This is a genomic window from Vibrio sp. 2134-1 (assembly GCF_033339495.1).
This window is the reverse complement of record NZ_JAWOUS010000701.1, coordinates 1-587: the sequence shown is the minus strand read 5'-3', so window position 1 is coordinate 587 and position 587 is coordinate 1. Positions and strand designations below refer to the sequence as shown.

Below are 587 nucleotides of genomic sequence, written 5' to 3'. Positions count from 1 at the left end.
GACTTGGTGTTGCCAACGGTAGCCATTTTTATGTGCTTCAGCGATTTTAATGCCCATGCGAGAAAAACGTAATTCGCCAATCATAGGCTCAAGTGCATCTGGGAATAGCCAAACGTCTTTATCTCGGAGCCAAACCGTACTTTCGGAAGGTAACTCAATATCCAATGCGTTGTGTAGTTGCTTTGAAATCTCTTCTGATTCTTTCTTCGACGCTTTTACGAACGGGAATTTGCCCATGCGCTTTTTCACTTGTGGCGCCTCTACAGAATGGTGTTTGCGAATACGCGCAACAAAGAAGCCTTCACAGTCATAAACCTGAGGGAAGATGTGTAAGAAGCCTTCTTCTGTTAATGCGGCGTTGGCATTTTCAAATAATCCATCCAGACTCTCAAACTCAACCGCGTCACCAAAGGTTTCTTTTAAGTGATGGCAAACTTGCTGGTTTTCCTCGGTACTTAACGTACACGTTGAGTAAACTAGCACGCCACCTGGCTTAAGTGCGTGGAATGCGCTTTCAATGAGATCTTTTTGCGTATCTGCGATTTCTAGAACGGACGCTTGTGTCCAATTCTTCATGGCATCTTCAT

At 44.5% G+C, this 587-nt stretch carries 1 pseudogene; it reads right to left on the bottom strand.

What is annotated here, in order from left to right:
* A pseudogene (gene yebU / locus R7R78_RS28055) lies at window positions 1-587 on the bottom strand (16S rRNA (cytosine(1407)-C(5))-methyltransferase RsmF); the annotation flags it as partial.